Source organism: Streptosporangium sp. NPDC023825 (assembly GCF_040639575.1).
GTDB lineage: Bacteria > Actinomycetota > Actinomycetes > Streptosporangiales > Streptosporangiaceae > Streptosporangium.
Window position 1 is genome coordinate 1 of the sequence record NZ_JBFAAE010000078.1, and the last position, 18920, is coordinate 18920.

The 18920-nt window shown below is 70.3% G+C and carries 14 protein-coding genes; 10 read left to right on the forward strand and 4 right to left on the reverse strand.

The window, feature by feature from the left end; all coding sequences use genetic code 11:
- Positions 1-676: 676 nt before the first annotated feature.
- The 6 genes from AB0G15_RS38810 to AB0G15_RS38835 all read left to right on the forward strand — a co-directional run bounded on the left by AB0G15_RS38810 (position 677) and on the right by AB0G15_RS38835 (position 7505).
- Positions 677-2026, forward strand: coding sequence for an ABC transporter substrate-binding protein (locus tag AB0G15_RS38810; RefSeq protein ID WP_362850215.1), 1350 nt, complete (start codon positions 677-679; stop codon positions 2024-2026).
- A gap of 83 nt (positions 2027-2109) precedes the next feature.
- Positions 2110-3054 carry a sugar ABC transporter permease gene (locus AB0G15_RS38815; protein WP_362850216.1) on the forward strand — a complete coding sequence of 315 codons (945 nt, stop codon included), beginning with the start codon at positions 2110-2112 and terminating at the stop codon, positions 3052-3054.
- 95 nt (positions 3055-3149) lie between these two features.
- Positions 3150-3956, forward strand: coding sequence for a carbohydrate ABC transporter permease (locus AB0G15_RS38820; RefSeq protein ID WP_362850218.1), 807 nt, complete (start codon positions 3150-3152; stop codon positions 3954-3956).
- Positions 3953-5377: a GH1 family beta-glucosidase gene (locus AB0G15_RS38825; protein WP_362850219.1), complete on the forward strand. Its 1425-nt coding sequence runs from the start codon at positions 3953-3955 to the stop codon at positions 5375-5377. The genes AB0G15_RS38820 and AB0G15_RS38825 overlap by 4 nt, the downstream gene beginning before the upstream one ends.
- A gap of 34 nt (positions 5378-5411) precedes the next feature.
- Positions 5412-6419, forward strand: coding sequence for a LacI family DNA-binding transcriptional regulator (locus AB0G15_RS38830; protein WP_362850220.1), 1008 nt, complete (start codon positions 5412-5414; stop codon positions 6417-6419).
- A gap of 96 nt (positions 6420-6515) precedes the next feature.
- The gene (locus tag AB0G15_RS38835) at positions 6516-7505 is read left to right on the forward strand and encodes a phosphotransferase (RefSeq protein ID WP_362850222.1); all 990 of its coding nucleotides are present in this window, start codon (positions 6516-6518) and stop codon (positions 7503-7505) included.
- Between the two features lie 16 nt (positions 7506-7521).
- Here the strand turns inward: AB0G15_RS38835 and AB0G15_RS38840 are convergent, their stop codons facing one another.
- Entirely contained in the window at positions 7522-7965 is a 444-nt protein-coding gene (locus tag AB0G15_RS38840; protein WP_362850223.1) for a YkvA family protein, read from the reverse strand.
- 36 nt (positions 7966-8001) lie between these two features.
- A complete protein-coding gene (locus tag AB0G15_RS38845; protein ID WP_362850225.1) occupies positions 8002-8610 on the reverse strand; it encodes a TetR family transcriptional regulator in 609 nt (202 codons plus the stop codon).
- A gap of 225 nt (positions 8611-8835) precedes the next feature.
- On the opposite strand from AB0G15_RS38845, the gene AB0G15_RS38850 reads away from it, so the two are divergent.
- Together AB0G15_RS38850 and AB0G15_RS38855 are read left to right on the forward strand one after the other, a co-directional pair.
- Complete coding sequence (locus AB0G15_RS38850; RefSeq protein WP_362850226.1) at positions 8836-10053, forward strand: FAD-dependent oxidoreductase; 1218 nt, start codon at positions 8836-8838, stop codon at positions 10051-10053.
- A gap of 65 nt (positions 10054-10118) precedes the next feature.
- Positions 10119-11450: a class II 3-deoxy-7-phosphoheptulonate synthase gene (locus tag AB0G15_RS38855; protein ID WP_362850228.1), complete on the forward strand. Its 1332-nt coding sequence runs from the start codon at positions 10119-10121 to the stop codon at positions 11448-11450.
- Between the two features lie 89 nt (positions 11451-11539).
- Here the strand turns inward: AB0G15_RS38855 and trxA are convergent, their stop codons facing one another.
- Entirely contained in the window at positions 11540-11911 is a 372-nt protein-coding gene (trxA, locus tag AB0G15_RS38860; protein ID WP_329083319.1) for a thioredoxin, read from the reverse strand.
- Between the two features lie 397 nt (positions 11912-12308).
- Here trxA and AB0G15_RS38865 point away from each other — a divergent pair, with 397 nt between their 5' ends.
- Positions 12309-14519, forward strand: coding sequence for a fibronectin type III domain-containing protein (locus tag AB0G15_RS38865; RefSeq protein WP_362850230.1), 2211 nt, complete (start codon positions 12309-12311; stop codon positions 14517-14519).
- Positions 14520-14828: 309 nt separating this feature from the next.
- Positions 14829-16331, forward strand: coding sequence for a DUF1996 domain-containing protein (locus AB0G15_RS38870; protein ID WP_362850232.1), 1503 nt, complete (start codon positions 14829-14831; stop codon positions 16329-16331).
- Positions 16332-16447: 116 nt separating this feature from the next.
- Here AB0G15_RS38870 and AB0G15_RS38875 read toward each other — a convergent pair whose 3' ends face one another.
- On the reverse strand, positions 16448-18829 hold the full coding sequence (locus AB0G15_RS38875) for an ExeM/NucH family extracellular endonuclease (RefSeq protein ID WP_362850233.1): 2382 nt from the start codon (positions 18827-18829) through the stop codon (positions 16448-16450).
- Between the last annotated feature and the right edge of the window lie 91 nt (positions 18830-18920).

Sequence of the window (18920 nt, forward strand, 5' to 3'; positions counted from 1 at the left end):
TTATGCTGTCCGGGGCGCCCTCCCCGGGGTCCCCCGCTCTAACGAGCGTCGCGCCCGGGAGCTTTCCGCGCCCCTCCCCAGCCCCACCCCGGCGACGCTCGCCGCAGCGCCCCTCCCCCACGCCCGCCCCGGCGGTCCCCCTCTCGCGACTCTCTCCCACGCCCGCCCGGCGGTCCCCCTCTCACGCCCCTCTCCCACGCCCGCCCCGGTGATCCCCTTCTCACGACTCTCTCCTACGCCGCCCCGGTGATCCCCTCTCGTGCCCCTCCCCCACGCCTGCTTCGGCGGTGGCGGCACCCGTGCTCACGCCCTTCTCCGCGCTTGCCCTGACACCCCCTTGACAGCCTTCCGCCGCCACCGCCGAGGGCGCCCGCGGCGGCCCTCGTCCCGCACGGACACGAAATGCCCCGACTGTATGTCCGTGAGATGGGAGCGCTCCCAACCGCCCTGATGAGGTGTTTGTGCGTCTTCGATGCCGATAGTCCCGCCTAAAACAGCCGGATGTAACGGTTGAGTTTCGGCATATTGACGTCCTGGTTGCCTATCGTCCACTCTTCGTGGGAGCGCTCCCAAAGCACATTGAGGAACGACCTCGTCGCGAGGACCGCGTTTGTCGGGGACCGGCCCGCGATGTCGCCTCCCAATGATTCGGGCGACCACCTGAGAGGGGTCCGTAATGTTGAACACCAAGCGGCACGGCAAGCTGGCCGCCGTCGCGGTCATGGCGGCCACCGCCCTGGCCATCACGTCGTGCAGTTCCAGCGAGCCGCCCGCGCCCGCAGCGGGCACCGGTTCCGCCGCTCCGGCCGAGCCGGTGACCATCACCGTGCACACCTTCGGCGGCGGCGAGAACTTCGGCTACGACAAGGCCGTTGAGAAGTGGAACGCGGCGAACCCGAACATCCAGGTCAAGTACCAGAACCTGACCGACCGTTTCGAGGACGTCTACCTCCCGCAGCTGCTCCAGCGCCTGCAGGCGGGCAGCGGCGCGGCCGACATCATCGCCCTGGACGAGGGCGCGATGGGCCTCATGAAGGCCCGTCCGCAGTTCTTCACCGACCTGGCCGAGTACGGGCTGGACAGCCGCAAGGCCGACTTCCCCGCGGCGAAGTGGGACAACGGCATCAACGCCGACAACAAGCTCTTCGCCCTGGGCACCGACATCGGCGGCATGACCATGTGCTACCGCAAGGACCTGTTCGAGAAGGCGGGCCTGCCCACCGACCGCGAAGAGGTCGGCAAGCTCTGGCCGGACTGGAACGCGTTCAAGGCGATCGGCGAGAAGTTCAAGGCCGCCAACCCCGGCAAGACCGATCCCAAGTTCATCGACGGCCCGAACACGCTCTACAACGTGATCCTGTCGCAGGAGGCGCCGAAGAACGGCAACGTCGCCTACTTCGACAAGAACAACCAGCTCATCATCGAGACCAACCCGGCCATCAAGACCTCCTTCGACACGGTGAAGGCCTTCAGCGAGGCGGGCCTGACCGCCAAGCTCGCCTCGTTCAGCCCGCCGTGGAACGCCGCGATCAAGAAGGGCGCCTTCGCGACCATGGGCTGCCCGGCCTGGATGCTCGGCGTGGTCTCCGGCGCGGCCGGTGAGGACAACAAGGGCAAGTGGGACGTCGCGGCCGTGCCCGGCGGCGCCGGTAACTGGGGCGGCTCCTACCTGGCGATCCCCAAGCAGAGCAAGCACCCCAAGGAGGCCGCCGAGGTCCTGAACTACCTCACCGGCAAGGAGGGCCACATCATGGCCTTCCAGGAGGCCGCGGCCTTCCCGAGCTCCCTCCCCGCGCAGCAGGACCCGGCGGTCGCCGACCTGAAGAACCCGTTCTTCAACGACGCGCCGACCGGCCAGATCTTCGGCGCCTCGGTCAAGGACCTGCTGCCCGTCTTCCTCGGCGAGAAGCACGCCCAGGTCAAGACCTCGGTGGAGAAGGTGCTCGAGGGCATGGACCAGGGCTCGGTCAAGTACGACCAGGCCTGGACCAAGTTCCTCGAGGCCGGCGTCAAGGCAGCGGGCTGATCCCCGTACCGACCCGCATCGGCCCGGCTGCGGTTATCCCGCGGCCGGGCCTGTCGCCTGCCCCCGCTGAAAGGCTCTGATCGATGACATCGTACGTCGGCTCCCCGGCTGGGCGCCGCGGACCGAGTCGGGGCAACGGGTGGGCCCGGTTCGACCTCCGGGCGACCCCCTACTTCCTCGTCTCCCCATATTTTCTGCTCTTCGCCGTCTTCGGCATCTTCCCGCTCGGCTACACCCTCTGGGTCTCGCTGCACGAGTGGGAGCTCGCCGGGGACAAGACCCTCGTCGGCCTCGACAACTACATCGAGCTGATCACCGACGAGGCCTTCTGGAACGCGGTCTTCAACACCCTCGGCATGTTCGTCATGTCGACGATCCCGCAGCTCGTCCTGGCCCTTCTGCTGGCCAACGCGCTCAACAAGCGCATCCGGGGACGGCTCTTCTTCCGCCTCGGCGTGCTGCTGCCGCTGATCACCTCCGTCGTCGCCGTCGCGGTGGTCTTCACCCAGCTGTACGGGCGCGACTACGGCATGATCAACTGGTTCCTGAGCTTCTTCGGGGTCGACGCGATCAACTGGCAGAACGAGAAGTGGTCCTCGTGGATCGCGATCTCCACGATGATCGACTGGCGCTGGACCGGCTACAACGCGATCATCCTGCTGGCCGCCATGCAGACCATCCCCAGGGACCTCTACGAGGCCGCCGCCATCGACGGCGCCACGCCCAGGCGGCAGTTCTGGCAGATCACCATCCCGATGCTGCGCCCGACGATCATCTTCGTCGTGTTCATCTCCACCATCGGCGGCCTGACGCTGTTCACCGAGCCGGTCATGTTCGACGGCAACCCGACGATGAGCGGCGGCGCCACCGGCCAGTACCAGACCGTGGCGATGTTCATCGTCAAGGAGGCGTTCCGCGACTTCGACTTCGGCTACGCCGCGGCCGCCTCGTGGCTGCTGTTCGCGCTGATCCTCCTCGGGACACTCATCAACTACTCCTTCACCCGCCGTATCGGGGGTTCCAAGTGACGGTCACCCAGATCCGGCGACCGCCGGCGCAGCACGCCCGGCGGCGGCCTCCCGGCCCGTCGGCCGCACGGAACCGCATATGGGACGCCGGTCCCATGACGAAGGTCGTGCTGGCCTTCGCCCTCGTGCTGTCGGCGTTCCCCATCTACTACATGTTCATCATGGCCACCCGGACCAACGAGGAGGCCATCGACGTACCGCCGCCGCTGTTCCCCGGCGGCCACCTCGGCGAGAACATCGCGCGGCTGCTGTCCACCGAGGACGCCTACTTCATGACCGGCCTGGTGAACTCGGCCATCGTCTCGGTCACCGTGACCTTCTCGGTCGTGCTGATCTCCACGCTGGCCGGCTTCGCCTTCGCGAAGCTGCGCTTCCGGGGCAGCAAGATCCTGCTGGGCCTGATCCTGGTGACGATGATGGTCCCGCTCCAGCAGATGGGCGTCGTACCGCTGTACGAGCTCATGGTCACCCTCGGATGGACCGGCCAGCTGAAGGCGGTGATCCTGCCCTTCCTGGTCAACGGCTTCGGGGTCTTCATGATGACCCAGTACGCCACCCAGGCGGTGCCGGACGAGCTGGTCGAGGCGGCCCGTGTCGACGGCGCCTCCACCATGCGCATCTACGTGAGTGTCATCCTCCCCGCGCTCCGGCCGGGCATGGCGGTCCTCACACTCCTGGTCTTCATGCAGACCTGGAACGAGTTCATGTGGCCGCTGATCGTGCTGAACCCGGACAACCCGGTGGTTCAGACGTCGATCGCGGCACTCAACCAGGCCCACGGAACCGACTACGTGATGCTGTTCACCGGCACCGCGGCGTCGGTCCTGCCGCTGTTCATCGTTTTCATCGCGTTCGGCCGCCAGATCGTCGGCGGACTCATGGAAGGTGCGGTCAAGGCGTGACGACGCAAGAGACGCGAATTCAGACCCCGGAACTGATCTTCCCGACGAACTTCGTCTGGGGCGCGGCCACCTCCGCCTACCAGATCGAGGGCGCTGTGTCGGAGGGCGGCCGAGGCCGCTCCATCTGGGACACCTTCGTCAAGCAGCCGGGACGGGTGGTGAACGGCGAGCACGCCGACATCGCCATCGACCACTACAACCGTTACCAGGACGACGTGCGGATGATGGCCGAACTCGGCCTCGGCGCGTACCGCTTCTCCGTCTCCTGGCCCCGGATCCAGCCCGAGGGGCGCGGCGCCGTCAACCAGGAGGGCATCGACTTCTACAGCCGCCTGGTCGACGAGCTCCTCTCCCGGGGCGTCGACCCGTGGGTGACGCTCTACCACTGGGACCTGCCCCAGCCCCTGGAAGACGCGGGCGGCTGGCCGGCACGGGACACGTCGAAGCGCTTCGCCGACTACGCGGTGGCCGTGCACGAGGCGCTGGGCGACCGGGTCCGCAACTGGAGCACGGTCAACGAGCCCTGGTGCTCGGCGTTCCTCGGGTACGCCTCGGGCGAGCACGCCCCCGGGCGCCGCGAGCCCGACAAGGCCGTGTACGCCGCCCACCACCTCCTGCTGGCGCACGGCCTGGCCGCTCAGGCGATCCGGGCCCAGCGGCCCGAGTCCGTCATCGGCGGCTGCGTCAACCTGTACGCGATCTCGCCCCAGACCTCCTCCGAGGCCGACCAGGACGCCGCCCGCCGCATCGACGGGCTGCAGAACCGCTTCTTCCTGGACGCCCTGCTCAAGGGCGAGTACCCTGCCGACGTCCTGGAGGACCTCGGCAGGCCGGCGGGGCTCGTCCACGACGGGGACATGGAGATCATCTCGACGCCGCTGGACAAGCTGCTGATCAACTACTACAGCCGCTTCACCGTCTCGGGCACCCCGGGCGGCGCCGCGTCGGCCGCGGCGGCGCCCACCGACACCGGGTCGCCCTGGGTCGGCAGCGAGCACGTGTCGTTCGTCGAGGGCGGGCGGCCCGTGACGGCGATGGGCTGGGAGATCGACCACTCGGGGCTGCTGGAGATCCTGCACCGGCTGGCCGCCGAGTACCCGCGCGTCCCGCTGGTCATCTCCGAGAACGGCGCGGCCTTCGACGACGTCGTGGGCTCCGACGGCGTCGTCCACGACCGCGACCGGGTGGACTACATCGACGCCCACCTGCGCACCTGCCACGCCGCGATCGAGGCCGGGATCCCGCTGGAGGGCTACTTCGCCTGGTCGCTGATGGACAACTTCGAGTGGGCGTGGGGGTACGGCAAGCGTTTCGGACTGGTCCACGTCGACTACGAGACCCAGGCGCGAGTTCCCAAAGAGAGCGCTCTCTGGTATGCCGGGACCATCAGGCGTGGAGGCCTGAGCGGTCCGGCAGAATAGGGGCCGGGAAATTCACCACTGGGGGCGTGCACACATGAACGGCGACCGTCGTCCGACGCTTGAGGCGGTCGCGGCCCTGGCCGGTGTCGGCCGGGGCACGGTGTCGCGGGTCATCAACGGCTCACCGAAGGTGAGCGAGAAGGCTCGCGACGCCGTGCTGCGGGCGATCCAGGAGCTGGGCTACGTGCCCAACCGGGCGGCCCGCGCGCTGGTCACCCGGCGCACCGACACCGTGGCGCTGGTCGTCTCGGAGTCGGAGCACCGGGTCTTCGACGAGCCGTACTTCGCCGGGACCATCCGCGGCATCGGCTCGGCGCTGTCCGAGACCGGCCTGCAGCTGATCCTCACGATGGCGCAGTCGGCGCAGGACCACGAACGGCTGGAGCACTACCTGACCGGGCAGCACGTCGACGGGGTCCTGCTGATCTCCCTGCACGGCGCCGACCCGCTGCCGGGGCGGCTGGAGGCGATGGGCGTGCCGACCGTCATCGGCGGGCGCCCGGTCGGCCTCACCCCCTACAGCTACGTCGACGTCGACAACCGGGCCGGGGCCAGGCAGGCGGTCAAATACCTGCTGGCCAAGGGCCGTCGCCGGATCGCCACCATCGCGGGCCCCCAGGACATGGGCGTGGGCGTCGACCGGCTCGCGGGTTACCGCGACGCGCTGCTCGCGACCGGCGAGAGCGAGATGGTGACGTACGGCGACTTCAGCGAGGAGAGCGGCATGGAGGGGATGCGCAGGCTCCTCGCCGAGAACCACGACGTGGACGCCGTCTTCACCGCCTCCGACCCGATGGCGCTGGGCGCGATGCGCGTGCTGCGCGAGGCGGGCAGGTCGATCCCCGGCGACGTCGCGGTGATCGGCTTCGACGACTCCCCCGCCGGGGCGCACTCCTCCCCCGCCCTGACCACCGTGCACCAGCCCACCGAGTCGATGGGCCGGCAGATGGCCCATCTGCTCGTCGCCCGCATCAACGGCGAGCAGCTGGAGCAGCCGGTAGTGATACTGGACACCCACCTGATCGAGCGCGGGTCGGCCTGACCCGGCCCGCCCTCGTCTCCTCACCCGGCCCGCCCTTGCCCGGCGCGCCCCGTCCCGGGCGCGCCGCCTTTCCCCCGAGCAGCGCCGAGGCAGGAAATGGACAGCAGGACGAAACGCCCGCTCGCGCCCTCGGAACTCGACGCGCTGGCGCGGCGGGCCCTGGGCGCCGGCCTCTCCTCCGCCACCGAGCTGACCGACGGCTTCGCCAACGCCGTGTGGCGGCTGGCCCTGCTGGACGGGCGCGAGGTGGTCCTGAAGCTGTCGCCGCCGCCCGAGCTGGAGCAGCTGCGCTACGAGCGCGACCTGCTGCGCACCGAGGCCATGGTCTACGACCTGGCGGGCCCCGCCGGGGTACCGATGCCCGAGCTGCTGCGCGCCGGGTTCGACGACCCGGTGCTGGGCGGCGACTACCTGATCCTGTCCGCCCTCGACGGGGTGCCGTGGAACCGGGCGAAGCCGGCGGAGGCGGACCGGCGGGCCCTGCGCCGGGAGCTCGGCGGCCACCTGGCCCGGCTGAACGCGATCACCGGCGACGTCTACGGCTACCCGCACGCGGGCCTGACCGGCGGCACCTGGCGGGAGGCGTTCCTGACGATGACCGGCGCGCTCCTGGCCGACGCGGGCCGCTACGCCATCGCGCTGCCGAGGCCGGTGCCCGAGATCGCGGCGGCGATCGCGTCGGGCGCGGGCGCGCTGGACGAGGTCGTGACCCCCCGCCTGGTCCACTTCGACGTGTGGCCGGGCAACGTCTTCCTTACCCGCGACGAGACGCCCCGCATCCAGGCGATCATCGACCACGAGCGGGCCTTCTGGGGTGACCCGCTGGCCGACTTCGTCACCCCCACGATCTTCGGCAGGCTGGACGAGTCCGACCCGATCGTCGCCGGGTACCGCGACGCGGGCGGCGTCGTGGAGTTCACCGGCCCCGCCCGCACCCGGATGGTCCTCTACCGCCTCTACCTCGCTCTGATCATCCTGGTCGAGAACGGCCCCCGCCAGTACCCGGAGAGGGAGTACGCCTCTCTGCGCGACCGCTCCGCCGCCGTCGTGCTCGAAGCCCTCGACGTGCTTTCCGCGACGCGGTGACCTGAGCCGGCCGCCGTCACCGCCCGCCGGGGCGGGGAGGCTCGGCGCCCGGCTGCCGGGGCCCTCCGACGAGGCGCCGGACGACGGCCAGCCCCTCCGGCGTGCCGGGCCAGTGCCCGGCCAGCGCGCCGGGACCGGCACGCCTGACGACCGACCGCAGGACGAAGGCGACGACGATCGCGTCGTCGGCGTAGCCGAGCACCGGGATGAAGTCGGGGATCAGGTCGACGGGCAGCGCCAGGTAGCCCAGCAGCAGCCACAGCCGCACCCGTACCCCGCGCGGCAGGCCGTCGTCGCGCGCGAGCCTGGCGACCAGGCGGAGCAGGTCGGGCAGCAGGCGCAACGCCTCGCCCAGCGCGCCGCCCCTGGGGCGCGCCATCACCAGGAAGGCGGCCAGGGCCAGCCAGAGCAGTAGCAGGCCGCCCACGATCGCCGCCGCCGGCTTCCAGACCTCGGACACCCTTTCTGCCCTCCTCGCTCTCGCCGCCCTCCAGGTTCAGGGCGCCGAGGCACGCAACGCCGTCAGGGCCGCGTCCAGCGCGGCGCGCAGCGGCTCGATCGACCGCATCGTCTGGGTGAGCAGCAGGCCTCCCTGGAGCGCCGCGAAGACCGCCAGGGTCAGTGCCTCGGGGTCGGCGTCGGCGCGCAGCAGGCCGGTGGCGCGCATGCGGGTGAGCCCCGCCCGCAGGTATCCGCACCAGCGTGCCATGTGCGCGGCCACCTCGGCCGCGCGCTCGGGATCACTGCCGATGAGCTCGCTCGCCATCGCCCCGATCGGACAGCCCCAGTGCGGCTGCGAGCCGTAGTGCGCGAGGACGGCGTCACGCCAGCCCTCCCACGCCTCCCAGGTGTCGAGCGTGTCCAGAAACGGTCTCTGCGCCTGGAGCACCCGCTCGGCCTGGAACGACGCGATCGCCGCGACCAGATCGCGCTTGCCGGCCGGAAAGTAGTGGAACAGCTGGCTCTTGCTGGTCCCCGTCCCGGCCCGGATGTCGTCCAGGGTCGTGCCACCGACCCCGCGGGCCAGGACCAGGTCGGCGGCGGCCTCGACGATGCGGGCGCGCGTGAGCGCCCCTTTGACGGTGAACTTCGCCGGGGTCGACATGTCCACAGCATAACCCCCTGGACCGCACGGTCCAATAAATTCGGCGGCCCCGCCGGCCGGACGCCGCCTTCGCCCGCCGTCCACGGCTCGCAGACCCGCAGGCCTCCCGAGGGGTCGCGTTCCATCCTCGCACCCCGCGATTCGACACTGGATGAGGGACGAATCGCCGGCGAACCTGTTTCCTTCCGCCGGATCCTGTGCCAGAATTTCACTGGGTGATGAATTATGAGACGGAACACATGCGTGATCGCCGGGGGCGGCCCGGCGGGGGCGATGCTCGCACTGCTGCTGGCCAGGGCCGGCGTCGAGGTGACGCTCCTGGAGAAGCACGACGACTTCCTGCGCGACTTCAGGGGTGACACCATCCATCCCTCGACCCTGCAGATCCTCGACGAGCTGGGCCTGGCCGAGGAGTTCCACCGGCTCCCGCACCGCAAGGCGTACGGGATGGAGATCCACACCGACGACGGCACGGTGCCGGTCGCCGATCTGAGGAAACTCAAGGGCAAGTACCAGTACATCGCCTTCGTCCCGCAGTGGGAGTTCCTGGACCTGCTGACCACCGCCGCCAGGCGGTACCCGAACTTCCGCCTCATCATGGAGGCCGAGGTGCACGGGGTGATCCGCGAGGGCGACGCGGTGCGCGGGGTGCGCTACCGGGACGCCTCCGGCGAGCAGGAGCTGCGCGCGACGCTCACCGTGGCCGCCGACGGCCGCCACTCCGACGTACGCCGGGCCGCCGGGCTCGTCCCCGTGGAGCACAGCGCCCCCATGGACGTGCTCTGGTTCCGGCTGCCGCGCGAGCCCGCCGATCCCGGGGTGACGTTCCTGCGGATATCCGAAGGGCACCTGATGGTGGCGATCAATCGCGAGACCTACTGGCAGCTCGCCTACCTGATCCCCAAGGGCGGCTTCGAGACCCTGCGTTCCCAGGGGATCGAGGCGGTCCGCGAGCCGGTCGCCAGGCTCCTGCCCTTTCTCGGGGACCGGATCGGGCAGCTGCGGGACTTCGAGGCGGTCAGCATGCTGTCGGTCGCGCTCAACCGGCTGCGCCGCTGGCACCGCCCCGGCCTGCTGGTCATCGGCGACGCCGCGCACGCCATGTCGCCGATCTTCGGCGTCGGCATCAACCTGGCCGTGCAGGACGCGGTCGCCGCCGCGAACCTGCTGGCCGCGCCGCTCGCCGCCGGGGCCGAGATCCCCGAATCACTGCTCGCGAGGGTCCAGCGGCGGCGCACCCCGCCCACCGCCGTCACCCAGTTCGCCCAGCGCGTCGTCCAGAGCCGGCTGATCCGGCCGGCGCTGAGCGGGCGCTCCGGGCCGGTGCGGCTGCCCCGCGACATCTCCCGGCTTCCTCTGGTCGGCTTCCTGGCCAGGCGTTTCGTCGGTCTGGGCATCCTTCCGGAACATGTTTCCAGTCCGGTTGAATCTCACCAGGTATAAAGACCTTCTCACTACGTGGACAATCAGGTCTGTTCGAACAGCCGCTTGCAATAGCCTGGTATGTCGTGAGCATCAACCTCGATTCCTGGCGGCGGCTGCCTGCGGCGCAGCAGCCCGAGTGGCCCGACCGCGGCGAGCTGGACAAGGTCGTCGGCGAGCTGAAGGGCCTCCCGCCCCTCGTCTTCGCGGGCGAGTGCGACAACCTCAAGGCGGACCTGGCGGCGGTGACGCGGGGCGAGGCCTTCGTCCTCCAGGGCGGAGACTGCGCCGAGACCTTCGGCGGCGCCACCGCCGACGACGTGCGCAACAAGCTCAAGACGCTGCTGCAGATGGCCATCGTGCTGACCTACGCGGCGAAGGTCCCCGTGGTGAAGATCGGCCGGATGGCCGGGCAGTTCGCCAAGCCGCGCTCGAAGAACTTCGAGACCCGCGACGGCGTCGAGCTGCCCGCCTACCGGGGCGACATGGTCAACGGCTTCGACTTCACCCCCGAGTCCCGCGTTCCCGACCCGTGGCGGCTGCTGCGGGCCTACCACTCCTCGGCGGTGACGCTCAACCTGATCCGCGCCTTCACCAAGGGCGGCTACGCCGACCTGCGCCAGGTGCACGCCTGGAACCAGGACTTCGTGATCGAGTCCCCGGCCGGCAAGCGCTACGAGCAGCTCGCCCGCGAGATCGACCAGGCGCTGGCCTTCATGCGCGCCTGCGGCGTGGAGCCCGAGGAGTTCCACACCGTCGAGTTCTACTCCTCGCACGAGGCGCTGATCCTCGACTACGACCAGGCGCTCACCCGGATCGACTCGCGGACCGGCCGCCCGTACGACGTCTCGGCGCACATGGTCTGGATCGGCGAGCGCACCCGCCAGCTCGACGGTGCCCACGTGGAGTTCTTCGCCAGCATCCGCAACCCGATCGGCGTCAAGCTCGGCCCGACGACCAGCGCCGAGGACGCCCTCGCGCTGATCGAGAAGCTCAACCCGGACAACGAGGCCGGGCGCCTGACCTTCATCACCAGGATGGGCGCGTCGAAGATCCGCGAGCACCTCCCCGAGCTGGTGGAGAAGGTGACCGCGAGCGGCGCCCAGGTGGCGTGGATCTGCGACCCCATGCACGGCAACACCTTCGAGGCGCCCAGCGGCCACAAGACCCGCCGCCTGGACGACGTCCTGAACGAGGTGGCGGGCTTCTTCGAGGTGCACCGCGCGCTCGGCACCCATCCGGGCGGCGTCCACATCGAGTTCACCGGCGACGACGTCACCGAGTGCGTGGGCGGCGGCGCCGAGATCGTCGAGGACGACCTGGCCAGGCGCTACGAGACGGCCTGCGACCCGCGCCTCAACCGTGGCCAGTCGCTCGACCTGGCCTTCCGGGTGGCCGAGCTCTACCGCTCGGTCTGACCTTCCGGGCCACGGGCCCCGGTCACGCGAAAGCCCCGCTCCATCGGATTTCCTTCCTCCGGCGGAGCGGGGCTTTCGCGATCCGGGCATCAGCCCTTCTGGGCGCCCAGCTCGTTGGCGAGCTCGGCGCGGATCGCCTCCATGTCGAGCGCGCGAACCTGGCCGATGAGGTCCTCAAGGGCGGGCTCGGGCAGCGCGCCCGGCTGGGCGAAGACGACGATGCCGTCACGGATGGCCATGATCGTCGGGATCGAGGTGATCTCGAATCCCTGCGCGAGCGCCTGCTCGGCCTCGGTGTCGATCTTGCCGAACTTGATGTCCGTGTGCTTCGCCGACGACTTCTCGAAAATCGGCCCGAAGGTGCGGCACGGTCCGCACCAGGCCGCCCAGAAGTCCAGCAGGACGATCCCCTCATCGGCGATGTCGTTGAAGTTCTTCTCGGTTACCTCGATGGTGGCCACCGGTGGCTCCTCCTGTCGTTCACGTCTGTACGGCTGGCATAACCACTTCCCTCCCCCGCGCATTCCATCCCGCCGCCCCGCCGGGCCGCGGGAACCCGCCGGACCGGCGGACCCGGCCGGGGCGACGAGTCCGGACGCCGTTCCCGTCCTCGACCTGTTCACCGGACGCCCCGAACACGGCGCACCGCTCCGAAAGTTTCTGAGCGACGGGCCCTTCAGGGAAACCAGGTCTTTCTTTCAGCTAGTTTCCGAAAGTTTTAGCGGGGACATAAGGATATTCCCAGCTCATGAGCGTGGAAAAAGATCGCTTTTCGAAATATTTCGGTGCCTGTGTTGACGTCTTTCGGTCGCGTTCCCACACTGATCGCCAACACCCCACCCGGAAGGGAGAGCCCTGGTGATCATCGGCTTGACCCGTTTCAAGATCTCCTCGAGGGTCGTCGCGCCGGCGGTGGCGGCGATGCTCTCGGTCACCGGGGCCGTGACGGTGACCTCCGCCGAGGCCACCACCGCCACCACCGCCACCACCGCCACCACAGCCACCGCCGCTGCCGGAGTCGAGAACGAGGGTGCCGACTGCGCGGTGACCGGCCTGCCCGACGCGGGATCGCTGCCCACCAACTCCAGGCTCCCCGACCCCTTCAAAAAGCTGAACGGCACGCGTATCTCCACCACGTCCGAGTGGCGGTGCCGGCGCGAGGAGATCAAGAAGCTGGCGGAGAAGTTCGTCTACGGCGAGAAGCCCGTGAAGCCGGCCACCGTCACGGGGACGGTCTCGAACAGCAGCATCACCGTGAACGTGAGCCACAACGGCAGAAGCTCCAGCTTCTCCGCGGGTGTCTCGCTGCCGAGCGGGTCCGGCCCCTTCCCCGCGGTCGTCGTCCTGGGGGGATTCGGAGCGGACACGGCCGCCATCAGAGCGGCCGGTGCCGCGGTCATCAACTACGACCCCTACGCGGTCGGCCGGGAGGGCACGCCGCGCAACAACAAGCAGGGCGCCTTCTACAGCGTCTACGGCTCCTCGAGCAGCACGGGACTGCTCATGGCCTGGGCCTGGGGGGTGAGCCGGATCATCGACGTCATCGAGCAGTCCGGCAGCGGCGTCCTCAAGGCCGACGCCACCGGCGTCACGGGATGCTCGCGGTTCGGAAAGGGCGCCTTCGTGGTCGGCGCGTTCGACCAGCGCATCGCGTTGACCATGCCGATCGAGTCGGGGAGCGCCGGCGTGCCCATCTTCCGCGGGATCCCCGGGGAAGGCGCCCAGAGCCTGAGCAGCGCCTACGGAGAGCAGCCCTGGCTGGGCGACGCGTTCGGCTCCTTCACCGGCAGCCCGGCGCGGCTGCCGGTGGACACCCACCAGATGGTGGCCATGGTCGCGCCGCGCGGGCTGTTCATCATGGACAACCCCCACATCGCCAATCTGGGCCCCAGATCCGCGAGCGTGGCGGCCCTGGGCGGGGCGGAGGTCTACAAGGCGCTCGGCGCGGGAGGCGACATCACCTACTGGTCCGACGTCCAGGACGGCAGCCACTGCGCCAGCCGGTCCGAGTGGAGGACCCCGTTGCAGCAGAACATCCAGAAGTTCCTGCTGAGGACGGGCAGCGCCCCCGGCGCGATGAGGATCTCCTCCAGGGCGTCCGGCAACCTGGCCGAGTGGAGGGACTGGCAGACTCCGGCCCTCGGCGATTCGGGCGACAGCACCCCGCCGAGCACGCCGGGCACCCCGGTCGCGTCCGGCGTGACCGCCACCGGTGCCACGCTGACCTGGGCCGCGTCCACCGACCAGGGCGGTTCCGGCCTGGCCGGTTACAACATCTACCGCGAACAGGGCGACACCGACCCGCAACTGGGGCAGTCCACCACCAGCTCGACCACCCTCACCGGGCTGACCGCGAACACCCGGTACCAGGTGTACGTGCGGGCGCGTGACGGCGCGGGCAACCTGTCCGGAGACTCGCAGCCGGTCACGTTCACCACGACCGCCGGTGGTGGCGACACCTCGCCGCCGACGGCCCCGGCCGGCCTGGCGGCCTCGGGAACCACGTCCACGGGCACGACCCTGAGCTGGGCGGCCTCGACCGACGACAACGGCGTCACCGGCTACGACATCCTGCGCGCGCCCGGCGCGAGCGGCGGCACGTTCACCCAGGCCGGCACCTCGGCCACGACCTCGTTCGCCGACACGGGCCTGGCCCCGAGCACCACCTACCGCTACCAGGTCAGGGCACGGGACGCGGCGGGCAACACCTCGCCGGTCTCGAACACCGCGGAGGTCACCACCCGGCCCGGCACGTCCACCGGAACCTGCACGGCCGTGCCGACCGTGCAGACCCAGTGGAGCACCGGGTACGTCATCCAGCCGCTGACCGTCACCAACACCGGCACCTCGGCGATCACCGGATGGACGGTCACCTTCGCCCTGCCGGCCGGGCACACGCTGACCGGCTCGTGGAACGGCACCACCACCGTCAGCGGGCAGACCGTGACCGTCAAGAACGTCGGCCACAACGGCGGCCTCGCCCCCGGGACCGCCACCGCCGGCGTCGGCTTCCAGGTGAGCCGCCCGAACGGCGACACCTCGCTCCCGTCCGGGTACACCTGCGCCTGACGGGCCGGCCCCGGCTCCGCGCCCGACGACCGGGCCCCGGCTCACCCCCCCTCGACCGGGCGGGTGGGCCGGGGCCCGGCGCGTTCGGCGGCCGCCCGCCACCGGGAGGACCCCGGCGTCGACGTGCCCGTTCGAGGCGAGGGCGGCGGCCGCTCCCGGAACGCCCGGCGCGCGAGACAAGACGTCGCGAGTTTCTCCGAAGTTTTCGTTATCCACCCGCGGCCTGCGGGTCTCCTGTGTAGCGGTGCTTGTGAGTGCCGCCAGAAGTCCCCTCCATGACTTCCCAACAGGACAAGGACTCCATTCACTATGAGCACAACCGCCTCGCGCGGCATCCGAGCCGGACGCGCGTCCGTCGGACGTCAGGTCCGCCGCCTGTCGCTGGCCGGTGTTCTCGTCGGCCTCCTGAGCACCTCCGCGGTGAGCGTCGCCTCCCCGGCCGCCGCGGCCGAGGTGCCCCTCTCGCAGGGCCGTAACGCCACCGCCTCCTCGGCGGAGCGCGGTGACCTGTCGGCCGCGGCCGCCGTCGACGGCAGGACCGGCACCCGCTGGGGCAGCAAGTTCAGCGACCCGCAGTGGCTCGCGGTCGACCTCGGCAGGTCCACCGCCATCAAGAAGATCGTCCTCAACTGGGAGAACGCCTACGCCACGGCGTTCCAGATCCAGACCGCCACCGGCGGTGACGGCCCCTGGAAGACGGTGTACGGCACCACGGCGGGCAAGGGCGGTGTCCAGACCATCAACCTGTCCGCCACCGGCCGGTTCGTGCGGCTGTACGCGACCAAGCGGTCCGGCCAGTACGGCGTCTCGCTGTGGGAGTTCCAGGTCTTCGGCACCGGCTCGGGCACCGCGAACCCGACCCCGACGCCGACCACGAAGCCGACTTCGACCCCGAAGCCGACCTCGTCCCCGAGCTCGACGCCCAAGCCGACGCCCAGCGCCACCCCGACCACCAGCACGCCCGCCGGCGGCTGGGTACCGGTGAACCAGGCCGCGTGGAAGAAGACCCTGGACGCCTACAACAAGGTCGCGCCCCAGGCGGTCCCCGCGGGGATCGTGAGGGTCCCCGAGTTCCACACCAACTGTGAGGTGGCCAACGAGGCCAAGGACGACCCGGTCGTGCTGCCCGGCCTGGTCGGGGCCTCCCACATGCACACCTTCTTCGGCCCGAAGGTGACGGCGAACACCACGGTGGAAGACCTGTTCACGAGCGCCACGAACTGTGACGCGCCCGGGGACCACAGCGCCTACTGGGCGCCGACCCTGCTGAAGAACGGCAAGTCGGTCCCGATGAAGAACTTCCGCGTGTACTACGGCTCCCGGCTCAAGGACCCGTCGGAGGTCGTGCCGTTCCCGCCGGGTCTGGTCGTGGTGCAGGGCGACGCGAAGCGGCAGGTGGCGACGCCGAAGGGTGCCTCCGGCCAGTTCTGGTGCGCCGGCAGCGCGGAGATCGGCCGTAGCGCCGACGGCAACTGGCCCGTCTGCGAGAAGGGCGGCAACCTGATCTACCAGCTGACGTTCCAGGACTGCTGGGACGGCAAGCACATCGACTCGCCCGACCACAAGTCGCACATGGGACCGGCCAAGAACGGCACCTGCTCCGGCGACTACCCGGTCGCGGTTCCCAACCTCTCGTTCATGCTCGGCTACGACTCCCTCGGCGGTGACGGCCTGTCGCTGTCGTCGGGCATGCCGTCCTCGATCCACGGGGACTTCATGAACGCGTGGAAGCCGGAGGCTCTCGGCGCGCTCGTGAAGGTCTGCCTCAACGCGAAGGCCAAGTGCGGCACCACGCCGGGCTGGGGCCGCTGACCGATTCCCCTCTCCACCTCACATGACGCACCGTGCCGGTGATCCCGCTTTTCGCGGGGCCACCGGCACGGTACGCGTGGTCGTGATCGATCAACGGCACTGCCCGCCGGGCAGGGTCAGCGCCTCCCGCCGGGCAGGGTCAGCCCGATGACCACGGGGTCGTGGTCGGAGGAGCGGAACGCGTCGGGCTCGTAGAGACCCGGCGGGTTGAACTCGGTGTTGTAGTCGAGGATCCGGCTCTCGTCGGCGTTGATGTGCCAGATCGTCGCGCTGGTCACGCGCTTGAGCAGGTCCTTGCCGACCAGTGCGTGGTCCAGCTCGCCGACCAGGCCGTCGAAGAGGTAGCTGTAGCGCAGCGGCGCCGGGACGAACCTCTTGGTCACGCTGGTCAGGCCGGCGGCCTCCAGAGTGTCGATCGGGTCCTCCTCGCCGTAGGCGTTGAGGTCGCCGAGGACCAGCGGGTTGGTCAGGTCCAGGCTGTCGATCAGGCCCAGCGTCGCCTGTGCCTGGCGTACGCGCTCGCCGTTGTAGCAGCTCTGCCCGTCACCCTGGTCGGCGTCCGGGCCCACGGCCTGCTCGTCGCAGCCCTTGGACTTGAAGTGGTTGACCAGCACGGTGAAGGACTGGCCGCCCTGGACCCGGCGGAAGGTCTGGATCAGCGGGGGCCTGCGGAAGACCGGGTCGGTGGAGGATCTGGCGGCCCCCACCGGCTGCACCCTGCCCGGCTTGTAGATCGCCGTCACGTGGATCAGGTCGGTGCCCGGGTAGGGGTGGGCGACCGCCGCGTAGGTGCCCGCACCGACCTCGGCGTTGAGCGCGTCGACCAGGGCCTGCACCGCGGTCTGGCCGTTGTTCTGGACCTCCATCAGGCCGACGACGTCGGCGTTCATGCCCTTCAGCGCGGCGACCAGCTTGGCCAGCTGGCGCTGCTGCTCGGCGGCGTTGCTCGCGCCGCGCGAGCCGAGGGTGGTGAACCAGTTGAGCGTGTTGAAGCTGGCCACCTTGACGTTGCCGATGACCGGGAACGGCGCGGGCAGGCGCGGGTTGGTCCGGAGGAAGTTGATCTTCTTGGTCGGCTGGAGCCGGTACTTGCCGAAGCCGTACCCCATCACACCGGTGACGCCGAGCGCGGTGTCGCCCAGGCGGACGGTGCGCGGGTCGGTGTAGGGGATCGTCGCGGGGTTCTCCACCGAGGAGCCGTCGTCCACCAGCAGGGTGCGCCGCGCGTTCCTGGCGGCGTCCACGCCCGGCCGGTCGGTCGGCTGGAACACGCGTCCCTCGGAGGCGACGGTGACCTCGCCGTAGCGGCCCAGGTTGTAGTGGTCGTTGAGGGTGAGCGGCTCGGGGAAGGTGACGAGCATGCTCTCGACGGGCTCGAAGGTCGTGCCCTCGGCGCGCGGCAGGTTCTGCCCGGCGGGCGCGACGGTGCCCTTTCCGCAGACGTCCACGGCGGTGACCGGCGACAGCTCGGTCCAGCCGTTGAACTCCACGGCCCTGCCGGTGACCAGGACGCGGTCGCCGACCTTGACGTCCTTGAAGGAGTCGCGGGCGAAGGCGAACAGGCCCTCGGAGGTGGCCGGGTCGGCGTCCGGGGTCGGATCCTGCAGGAAGAAACCGCCGAGCTGCGCGGTCGCCTGGAAGTCGGCGGTCACGACGCCCTCGACGCGGACGTTCTGGCCCGCCAGCGGGCTGACGTCACCGCTGCCCTGCACCTGGGCGATCTGGTGGGTGGCCGGGGTCTCGCACGGCTCTCCCGTCGGCGTGGGCGTCGGGGTGGGGCTCGGGGTGGGATCCACCGTCGGGGTCGGCGTGGGGGTGGGCGTCGGCTCGACGGCGCCGCAGGGCGCGGCGGCGGTGGCCCGGTTGCGTGGCGCCGGGGCCGCGGCCTCCACGTCGGTGCCGTTGACGTCGGTGTCGGCGCAGCCGTGGTCCCTGCGCACGCCGGCCAGGGTGGCCGAGAGCGCGGGGGCGGCGGTGCCCTCGAAGTAGTTGGCGGTGCCGTACCCGACCAGGTCGGCGATGAGCGCCGTCTGCTCCGGCGCGCAGGGGGCGGAGCCGCCGTTGCACGCCAGCCCCCCGGCCGAGCGGACCAGGGCCGCCTTGCCCGCGGAGCCGCTCAGGTTGATCGTCCCGGTGGTGTCCGCGGCGGGCAGCGGGGAGCCGTTGGCGCCTCCGGCCAGCTGGACCAGGTGGTACTGGCCGGGCGCGAGGGTGCCCGCCAGGGGGACGACCGGGTTGGCGCCGAAGTTCCCCGTACCGGTGGCGCTCGCGTACTGGACGGACCAGCCGTCCAGGGCGACGGGCGCGGCGCTGCGGTTGAACAGCTCGACGTAGTCGTTGGCGAGCGGCGCCCCGGCGTTGCCGCCGCCGCCGTAGACCTGGCTGATGACGACGGTGCCCGGTTCCGCCAGGGCCGGGGCTGAGGCGAGGGCCGCGACGCCGGTGGTGGCGAGGCCGGCGGCGACGAGGGCGGCGAACGCCCGGGATAAAGCACGCATGAACCGGAGCGTAAGGCTCTATGCATTGCAGAACACTCACATATAAGTGGATAGACGGTGAAATCGAGAATGTTGACACTTCATGTCTATC

Bases quoted from the DNA above. Each gene is read 5' to 3' on its own strand.
- AB0G15_RS38810 (WP_362850215.1), top strand. From the start codon at position 677: ATGTTGAACACCAAGCGGCACGGCAAGCTGGCCGCCGTCGCGGTCATG.
- AB0G15_RS38815 (WP_362850216.1), top strand. From the start codon at position 2,110: ATGACATCGTACGTCGGCTCCCCGGCTGGGCGCCGCGGACCGAGTCGG.
- AB0G15_RS38820 (WP_362850218.1), top strand. From the start codon at position 3,150: ATGACGAAGGTCGTGCTGGCCTTCGCCCTCGTGCTGTCGGCGTTCCCC.
- AB0G15_RS38830 (WP_362850220.1), top strand. From the start codon at position 5,412: ATGAACGGCGACCGTCGTCCGACGCTTGAGGCGGTCGCGGCCCTGGCC.
- AB0G15_RS38835 (WP_362850222.1), top strand. From the start codon at position 6,516: ATGGACAGCAGGACGAAACGCCCGCTCGCGCCCTCGGAACTCGACGCG.
- AB0G15_RS38845 (WP_362850225.1), bottom strand. From the start codon at position 8,610: ATGTCGACCCCGGCGAAGTTCACCGTCAAAGGGGCGCTCACGCGCGCC.
- AB0G15_RS38850 (WP_362850226.1), top strand. From the start codon at position 8,836: ATGAGACGGAACACATGCGTGATCGCCGGGGGCGGCCCGGCGGGGGCG.
- AB0G15_RS38870 (WP_362850232.1), top strand. From the start codon at position 14,829: ATGAGCACAACCGCCTCGCGCGGCATCCGAGCCGGACGCGCGTCCGTC.
- AB0G15_RS38875 (WP_362850233.1), bottom strand. From the start codon at position 18,829: ATGCGTGCTTTATCCCGGGCGTTCGCCGCCCTCGTCGCCGCCGGCCTC.